We start from the raw sequence: 8,616 nt of genomic DNA on the forward strand, positions 1-8,616 counted from the left end.
AGCGACGTGGAGGCGATGTTTGACGAAAAAAGCGCGCAGCTTTTAAAGCGTCTTGCGGATGCTGGCAAGGTCGTTTTTGAGGACGGCTACTATAAAATCGCTAAGAAATAGCGGTGGAATTGCGAGGTAGAATTTCGTTTCGTAATTTAATGGCAAAATTTTATCGAGATTTCGCAGGTGGAATTTTGCGTCCAAATTTTTAATAGGTGAAATTTTACGTAAATAACTCGTGATGACGTGATGAAATAATAGGGCGCGTAATTTGGATTTAAAATTCTCCAAAAAATAAATTTAATTGGCGAAAATTCTAATGGCAAAAATGCGGGCGCAAATGCTTCGACTACAGAAAATTCCAATATCAAAAAAATATAATTTTAGAAATTCCACCTCGCAAAATTCTGGCAGCGAAGATCGGGACGCTAAAAATTTAAGCGGCGAAAAACAAGGTGCCAAAAATTCGAGTGCGTAAAATTTGGCTCGCATGATAAAAAATAAAGCTACGTTAAAATTTAAAAATTTCATCGCCCGCCCGCGCTCTTTTTGGATCCGCACAAAGCTCACGCGAGCAGGTGCAACTCTTTGCTACTCATTCCCGCCGAAGCCGTTTGTCTCGAAAGATCAAGCATCGTCGCAAAACCGAGCGGAGTAGGTAAAAATTTAAAAAATCAAAATTTTAAAAGTTTAAATTTTAAAAACCGAAACGCTACGAGTACAAATTGCGAGGCAAATCGTTACATAGACTTTAGCGCGGATTACGATACGGATCGCAACATACGCCTTAAACATATTATTGCAGCACATGCCAAAGCATAAACTTTAACGCAGATCGAGACTTAAATTTAAATATATGCCACGATATAAATTCTAGCGCGGATTATGACATAAATCTCGTCAAGGATCACGGCGTAAACCAAAGTATGACTTACTACGACATACGCCCTAATGCAGATCGCGACATAATTTCTAACGCAGATTATGATATAAATTCCAATAGACATCGCGCCGTGAATTTTAAAATTTCAAACGCAAATTTAAAAGCGAATTTGGCAGTTTTAAAAGCAGATTTAAGGACGGATTTTAGATTATGAAATTTTTAAATTTAAAAGTTGCTGCCGCCGTGTTCGCGCTGCTACTCTCAGGCTGCGACGGATGGAAGCACCATCTAAGCAGCGACGGCACCTCGCTCGCCTCCAAGTTTGACCTCTCCGAGCGCACGCTAAAGATTGAGGCAACGACAAGCCGCTCATGTTGTTTTTCTATACCAGCAGCCGAATTTAGAAATTCTGAAATTTTAAAATTTAGATAAAATTCTACGATTTGGAATTTTGATAAAATTTCTGTGGCTACCAGCTTCCGCTAGCACCGCCTCCGCCGAAGCTTCCGCCGCCCCCACTGAAACCGTCTCCGCTAAAACCGCCACTTCCTTTAAATCCGCCAAAATCCCCAGATGAGTTGCCTCTCATGCGCGATGAGCGCGCGATTTCGCTTATGATGTCTGCGCTCGAGATTATATCCTCGTCGCTTCTTCTGAGGCGCGTCACGCGGCGGCTTAGTATCGCAAAAAGCAAGACCGCAAAAAGCACCATAAAGATCGCAAAGTCCTTGTTACTCGGATCCTGCTGCGCGTTGGCGTTAAGGGGATCAAATTTTATATCGCCGCCTTCGATCGTGCTGATGATCGCCGAAATCCCGCTAATGACGCCACTTTCGTAATCTCCCTGCCTAAAATAGGGCAGAATTTTATTGCTGATGATGCGTTTGGCGCGCATATCGGTTAGCACGCCCTCTAGCCCGTATCCGACCTCGATACGCACTTTATGCTCGTGTGGAGCGACAAGCAGCAGTACACCGTTGTCGCGCCCTTTTTGCCCGATACCAAGAGCGCGCGCCTGCTCTACGCCTATTTCCTCGATAGAGTAGCCGCCGAGCGATTTTAGGCTTATGAACATGATCTGGTTTGTGGAATTTTTATCGAAAGTCGTTAAAATTTCATTCAGACTCTCTCTCGCGGCTGGGCGTAAAATACCAGCCTCATCAATTACGGCGGTGCCGTTTGGATGGGCTAGATACTCGCTAGGTGCGGCGACGCTTATTACAAATAGCGCCATCAGGGCAAAAGCAAATCTCCAAGCCACTCTCATCGCAGCTCCACCAAGGTCTCTTCTATCTCGTTATTTTCGCTATCTTTAGGCACTCGCATGGCTAGCTCGCACAGCGCGTCCATCGCCTTTAAAACGGCAGGCTCAAGACCTTGCGTGCTGGGGTTAAATTCTGTCGTGATACGTTCAAACTCACCCTTAGAGATAAACTCCGCCGCCCGCGCGCCGCAGATGATGTGAGCGCAGCGCTCGCGGACGCAAACACAAAACATTATCGCTTCTTTTACGCTGCCGTAGCGCTCGTAAAATTTTTGCATCGCAAACTCACCCGAAAGCCGAAGCCTGCGAGATTTAGGCGTGATTATAGTTAAAAGCGTGGGGCATTTAGCTAGCAGAGCTTTAATCGCTATAAAGCTAAGCGCTACGATCTGCAGTAGCTCAGCTTTGCTTATTTGCGGCACGAAGCACAGAACGATGCCGATCGCAAACGCCGTCACTGCCGCCGCGCTATAGCTAGCTTCGCAGTCCTCGCTTGCTTCGCGCGCGACCACGCAGACGATCTGCGCACCGCTTGCAGCTTCGGCTTTCGTGATTAGCTCGTGGATTTTTTGCTTGCACTGCTCGCTTAGCATTTGCCGCCTTTAGCGTTATTTAAACGAGACGCTAGGGGCTTTTTGGCTTGAGCTATCAGCGCTAAAGCTAGGTTTGGCGCCGCCTAGTCCTACTATGCGCGCGATGATGTTTGTAGGAAAGGTCCTAATTAGCTTGTTGTATTCCTGCACCGAGGCGATGTAGTCCTTGCGCGCTACGGCGATGCGGTTTTCCGTGCCTTCGAGCTGATTTTGCAGCTCGGCGAAATTCTGATTTGCCTTAAGATCCGGATAACGCTCGACTACCAGCATCAAGCGCGATAGGGCTGAGCTAAGCTCACCTTGGGCGCCGTTAAATTTTGCAAACGCCTCCGGATCTTGCGCTAAACTTTCTGCATTGATATTGACAGCGGTTGCCTTAGCGCGGGCATTTATGACGCCTTCTAAGGTATCTTTTTCATGGCTAGCGTAGCCCTTGACGGTTTCTACGAAATTTGGAATCAAATCGGCGCGACGCTGATATTGATTTTGCACCTGACTCCACGCGGCCTTAACTTCTTCATCTTTGCTTACGAGCTTGTTGTAAACCGGCACTGCAAATATCGCAAACGCAATCGCCGCAATCACTAAGACGATTAGAGCTTTGATTAAGATATGAAGCCCTCCTTTTTGGCGCGGATACTCTCCTCCGCCAAAGCTCTCGCCTCGCGCGGATAAGCCTTTATCGTCGTAACCTATACGCTCGTTATTTTCTCCTTGCAGCTCTTTCATTGAAATCTCCTTGGGATGTTGGAATTTAATTTGACTAAAATTTCATATTCGATCGTGCCAAAGTGTTTTGCCCAAATCCGCGCGTCGTCCAGCACGCAAACTCGCTCTCCGCCAAATTCCGCGCAGAAACTATCCATCGACATTTTTCCGAGCATTTTTTGCCCGCTTGCAAGCGCTAGCTCGCCCTCGCCGTCGTAGCGAAATAGCCCATCGGCGTAGCCCAGATCGTATGTGCCGATCTTTATATCGCGTGGCGCTTCAAATTTCGCGCCGTAGCCCACGCGCTCGCCTTTTTTCAGCACGCGCGAGCTGATCAGATCGGCATAGAGCTTTAGCACGGGGTGTAAATTTAGGCTCTCGTCAAACTGAGGATAGCCAAACTGTGCCATGCCTACGCGCACATATTCGTCCTCAAAACCTGCACTTCGCTCGATAGCTGCGGAGTTGCTCGAATGAAATTTTAAATTTCCAAAGCCTGCGGCGGCGGCTTTGTGTCCCACGAAACGCTTAAATTCTATAAAATTTTGCCTTTGTGCGAAAAAATCTCCACTTAGCTCGTCGCTTGCGCGAAAGTGTGTGAAAAAGCCACGAAGCTTAAATCCGCCCTGCTTGCATAGCCTAAGCGCCTCATCTAGCTCGTTCGCAGCGATGCCGTTTCTGTGCATAGCAGTATCTGCAGCGATATAAATTTTAAGCCCTCGTTTAAGATGCGTAAAGTAGCTCAAATCATTTACCGCGTAGCAAAATCGCTCGTCCTCGTCCCCGCGCGGAATGTGCGAAAGCACTAAAATTTCGCCGAATAGATCCGCGATCTGCGCAGCTTCCGCAGCACTTCGCGTTACGGCGCGTACAAAGCCTAGCTTTGCCGCTTCCTCGCAGCAAAGCCTGCAGCCATGACCGTATGAATTATCTTTGGCTACCAAAAATACTCGCTCCGCTTCACCTACTTTGGCGGCGATTTGCGCTAGATTGTGCGCATAAGCGGCGCGATCTAAAATGATCTCAGACATCGAAATTTAGCCCATAAGTGCGGTATAAATATGGCAGCAGCTTGCGCGCGGCGTAGTCGTATCCGTAGAATTTCGCGTAAATTTCTTTCAAGCTAGCCGCGCCTGCGCGCTCGAAATCAAATACGTCGGTATCCGCGATTTTTGGCACGCGCTCATCTAAGAATTTAAAAAATTCCGCTCTCGCAGCCAAAAGCTCTTTTATATTTTTTTCAACCTCTTGCTTTTCAGATTCGTTCATCTCTGGTCCTTTAAATTTTCTAGTTTACCTAAAAATACGCGCTGCATCTCGTCGCGAAACTCAGGGCTAGAGGCCTCGAAGCGAGTTACGATCACAGGCGTGGTGTTGCTTGCCCGTACGAGCGCCCAGCCGTCATCAAACCGCACTCTGATGCCGTCGATCTCGATAATATCGCGGATGGGTGGCAGCTCCGCGATACCTGCGTGGATTTGAGCTTTAAGAGCCTCGATAATCTTAAATTTCGCCTCCTCGCTCGTATTAAATTTAATCTCATCAGTGCTAAAAACCCGCGGCAGCTTGTCTAGCTCGGCGTCTAAATCATATCCTTTAGCTACGAGCTCAAGCACGCGCATCATCGCATATACGCCGTCATCAAAGCCGAAATATCGCTCTTTAAAGTAAATATGCCCGCTAACCTCGGCGGCAAGGTCGATGCCTAGCTCTTTCATCGCCTTTTTGATATTGCTGTGGCCGGTCTTGCCCATGAAGCTTTTGCCGATCTTATCGATGGTATCGTACATCGCTTGAGAGCATTTGACCTCGCCTAGGATGCGCGGGCGGTGCATGTTTAGAGCCAGTAGGCAGGCTAGCTCGTCGCCTTTGATATTGCGGCGCGGAGTTAGCACGGCGATCCTATCGGCATCTCCGTCAAAGCCGAAGCCCAAAGCCACGCCGTCTTGCTTCATCGCAGCTTTGAGATCTGCTAAATTTTTCTCTTCGCTGGGGTCTGGGTGGTGGTTTGGGAAGTTGCCGTCTGGCTGCGGAAATAAAATTTTGGCATTTAAGTCCAGCCTTTCGATGATTTTAGTAGCGGTAACGCCTGCGGCTCCGTTTGCGCAGTCAATGATAAAAGGCGCGGCAAAGCCTTTAAGCGCTGCAAATTCCTTCTCAAAATATGCTAGATACTCGCTTAAGATGTCGTACCTCTGGGCGCTTGTATCGGTCGGAATTTCAAAATTTGAACCGATCAGCTCCCGCACCTGCGCGCCAAGACGCCTTAAATCCTCGCCGAAGAAGCTGTCCGTACCGATCGTGATCTTAAAGCCGTTGTAATTTTTGGGATTGTGCGAGCCGGTGATCATTACGTTTGCGTTAAATTTATGCGTAAATACGCTAAAATAACCCACCGGCGTCGGCAGCAAGCCGATATTATAAATCCGCAACCCGGCAAAATTTAGCCCGCTTACGAAATAGCCGAAAAGCTCATCCGCGCTAAGACGGGCGTCGTATCCCACGCTAACGCGCTCAAGCCCGAGATTTGCGATATGTTTGCCAAGCGCGAAGCCGATCGCTTTTACGCTGCGCTCGTTTAGCTCCTCGCCCACGATGCCGCGAATATCGTATTCTCTAAAGATATCTTCGATCATAAAATTCCTTTAAATTTAAATCGCGGTATTTTATAAAAACTTGCTTAATATTTATATTATAAATGATAAAATCGCCGCTAAAATTCCAAAGGATGATTATGAAAAAATTTATTCTAGCAGCGATTTTAGCGGCTTTTGCTTGCGCGGGCGATTACGAGCTCGTAGGTAGCGTAAATACTTCGTTTAGAATTTTTGGCAAAGACGATCGCATCGAAGTTATCGCGGTTAAAGATCCTAAGATCGACGGCGTGACCTGCTACGTCTCTTACGCCAAAAAAGGCGGTGCCAAAGAGATCATCGGCGTGGAGGAGGACCGCTCCGAAGCCTCTGTGTCGTGCGTGCAGACAGCGCCTAAAATCATCATTAAAGAGGAGCTGAAAAAAGAGGATATTTTTGAAAAACGCAGCTCGTTGATCTTCAAAAAGACCCATGTAGTCAGGCTTTACGATGCGCTGCAGGGCTCGCTAATCTATTTGGTTTATTCAGACAAAGTGATTGACGGCTCGCCCAATAACTCGATCTCGGCGATCCCGTGCCACCAAGCCGTGGGCGACGTGTGCGAGCTCGCATATGCCCAAGGCAAAAAATAATAATAAGGAATTCCGCAAAGATAGAATTTTATCGCAGCGGAATTCTAAATTAGAAATTACGCGATGAGATGACGCATGAAATTTAATAGAATTTCGCCAAATTCCGTAGCATTTTATAAAATTTTATCCGCGCCGTTAAATTCCTAAGCGAATGCCTAAGAAGAGAATTTTACCGCTTTATTAAAGCATCTTAACGCATATTCGCGCTACGCTAGCGGACGATGCGCTTGCAGGTTGTAAGTCGTAAAATGAAAAATTAAGCAATTTTTGCTAAAATCTCGCGATTTTGAAAACCCTCGTAAATCTAAAGGAAATCAATGAAGACATTTTTTAGTATGGAGTGCGCGTCAGTGATGCTACTGATTTTGGCGCTAGCCTGTGCGATCGCCACTTTCGTAGAGACCGCTTACGGCACGGAAGTAGCTTGGGCGATGGTTTATTCTACTGCGTGGTTTGGCGCGCTGATGGTGCTTTTGGGAATAAATTTAACCTACAATATCTATCGCTACCGCATGATTAAGCTTCGCACGCTGCCTGCGCTAATCTTTCACGCAAGCTTTTTGTTTATGCTTGTTGGAGCAATTTTGACGAGATATTTCGGCTTTGAGGGCAATATCCATATAAGAGAGGGCGGCGAAAGCTCGATCGTAACGACCAAAGACGAGGTCGTTCAGCTCCTTACTTTAGGCAGCGATGGCGAGTTTATCTCCGCCGATGAGAGCAAATTTTTAAACGGCGCAGGACGGATGAACTTCGATCTCAATCTAGACGTAGAGGGCAGGATCGCAAATTTAAAATTTAAAGAGCTTGTAGAACATGGCGAGCTAAAATGGGTGCAAGATCCGACCGGGCAGGCTCCTGCGCGCGTGGAGCTATTATTTTCAAACAATGTCGGCAGCCAAAATGTCTCCTTGCAATCAGGCGAGAGCATGGAGATAGGCGAGCTTAGTATCACTTTTAACGCAGAGCCTAAAAGTAAGAATTTCATCTACATAAAATCTAAAGACGGCAAATTCTATCTAAACTCAAGTCTTGATATAAACGCCACTAAAATGGCTGATATGAGCACTGCGCCGCTTAAGAGAAACGAGGATAATCCGCTAGGCAATCTCTTGCTTTACAGCTTTGACGAAATAAATTTCGCCCCCGTTAGTCTGCTTAGCTCCGCGGTCGAGAAATTTGTTCCGGTAGCTGCGAATTTACCGGGTGAGCCCGGCGTAGTAGCTACGTTAAGCTTTGCGGGGCAGAGTCGCGAAATCTATGTGCCTAGGGATTCGCATGGCGCTAGCTACAAGGTGGGAGATAAGAATTTCATCGTAGCCTTGGCGCCAAAGATGCTTCATCTGCCTTTTAAAATCGCGCTTCGCGACTTTGTGATGGATCGCTATCCAGGCACCAATTCGCCCTCTGGATATAAAAGCGAAATCACGTTAAAAGACGGCAATACGAGCTTTGATTATGATATTTTTATGAATCACGTGCTCGATTACGGCGGATACCGATTTTTCCAAAGCTCATACGACACGGATGAGCGTGGTACCGTGCTTTCGGTCAATAAAGACCCCGGCAAAGCTCCAACTTACATCGGCTATTTTTTGCTTTGCGTGGGGATGTTTTTTAACTTTTTCAACCGGGGCTCGCGCTTTTTCAAGCTCTCGCGCTTAATCAGCGAAAATACGCATCTTGCTCGAGAAAAAGATGTAAATTCTAAAAATTCCGTGTCTAGCTCGGTGCCCGTAAGCTCCGCAGAAAGCTCCATATCAAAACGCACCAAAAAATCGCGACGCGGTACTAAAGGCGCAGCATTGGCATTAGTAGGCGCGTTGGCTTTGAGCTTGAGCGCATTGTATCCTAGCACAGCAAATGCCGAACAAAACTCCACGATTCAAAATTCTACTTCGCAAAATTCCGCCTCAAATGCAGCCGCAGAAAATTTCGCGCCGCAAAGTTC

Annotated in this window: 10 protein-coding genes; 3 read left to right on the forward strand and 7 right to left on the reverse strand. The window is 47.1% G+C overall.

Annotated features, from left to right (window positions below):
• Positions 1–839: 839 nt before the first annotated feature.
• Complete coding sequence (locus Q0140_RS11775; protein WP_297964813.1) at positions 840–998, reverse strand: hypothetical protein; 159 nt, start codon at positions 996–998, stop codon at positions 840–842.
• 86 nt (positions 999–1,084) lie between these two features.
• On the opposite strand from Q0140_RS11775, the gene Q0140_RS11780 reads away from it, so the two are divergent.
• Positions 1,085–1,306, forward strand: a complete 222-nt coding sequence (locus tag Q0140_RS11780) for a hypothetical protein (protein WP_297964815.1) — start codon at positions 1,085–1,087, stop codon at positions 1,304–1,306.
• Between the two features lie 37 nt (positions 1,307–1,343).
• Here the strand turns inward: Q0140_RS11780 and Q0140_RS11785 are convergent, their stop codons facing one another.
• Genes Q0140_RS11785 through Q0140_RS11810 form a run of 6 tightly spaced genes read right to left on the reverse strand, consistent with a single transcriptional unit; the run spans position 1,344 to position 6,075 of the window.
• Positions 1,344–2,141 carry a TPM domain-containing protein gene (locus Q0140_RS11785; RefSeq protein WP_297964817.1) on the reverse strand — a complete coding sequence of 266 codons (798 nt, stop codon included), beginning with the start codon at positions 2,139–2,141 and terminating at the stop codon, positions 1,344–1,346.
• Positions 2,138–2,731 (reverse strand): hypothetical protein, encoded by a 594-nt coding sequence (locus Q0140_RS11790; RefSeq protein WP_297964819.1) that lies wholly within the window; start codon positions 2,729–2,731, stop codon positions 2,138–2,140. The genes Q0140_RS11785 and Q0140_RS11790 overlap by 4 nt, the downstream gene beginning before the upstream one ends.
• Before the next feature lie 15 nt (positions 2,732–2,746).
• Entirely contained in the window at positions 2,747–3,460 is a 714-nt protein-coding gene (locus tag Q0140_RS11795) for a LemA family protein (RefSeq protein ID WP_297916495.1), read from the reverse strand.
• Complete coding sequence (locus Q0140_RS11800; protein WP_297964821.1) at positions 3,457–4,470, reverse strand: alanine racemase; 1,014 nt, start codon at positions 4,468–4,470, stop codon at positions 3,457–3,459. Before Q0140_RS11800 ends, Q0140_RS11795 begins: the two co-directional genes overlap by 4 nt.
• On the reverse strand, positions 4,463–4,708 hold the full coding sequence (gene cmeU / locus Q0140_RS11805) for a CmeU family protein (RefSeq protein ID WP_297964823.1): 246 nt from the start codon (positions 4,706–4,708) through the stop codon (positions 4,463–4,465). The genes Q0140_RS11800 and cmeU overlap by 8 nt, the downstream gene beginning before the upstream one ends.
• Positions 4,705–6,075 (reverse strand): phosphomannomutase/phosphoglucomutase, encoded by a 1,371-nt coding sequence (locus tag Q0140_RS11810; RefSeq protein WP_297964825.1) that lies wholly within the window; start codon positions 6,073–6,075, stop codon positions 4,705–4,707. The genes cmeU and Q0140_RS11810 overlap by 4 nt, the downstream gene beginning before the upstream one ends.
• 98 nt (positions 6,076–6,173) lie before the next feature.
• Between Q0140_RS11810 and Q0140_RS11815 the strand changes: the two genes are divergently transcribed.
• Both Q0140_RS11815 and Q0140_RS11820 read left to right on the forward strand, forming a co-directional pair.
• Positions 6,174–6,665, forward strand: a complete 492-nt coding sequence (locus Q0140_RS11815) for a CreA family protein (RefSeq protein WP_297964827.1) — start codon at positions 6,174–6,176, stop codon at positions 6,663–6,665.
• A 317-nt stretch (positions 6,666–6,982) separates the two neighbouring features.
• The coding region (locus tag Q0140_RS11820; RefSeq protein WP_297964829.1) for a cytochrome c biogenesis protein ResB at positions 6,983–8,616 on the forward strand (1,634 nt) is incomplete at its 3' end.

The organism is uncultured Campylobacter sp. (assembly GCF_938045405.1).
Lineage (GTDB): Bacteria > Campylobacterota > Campylobacteria > Campylobacterales > Campylobacteraceae > Campylobacter_B.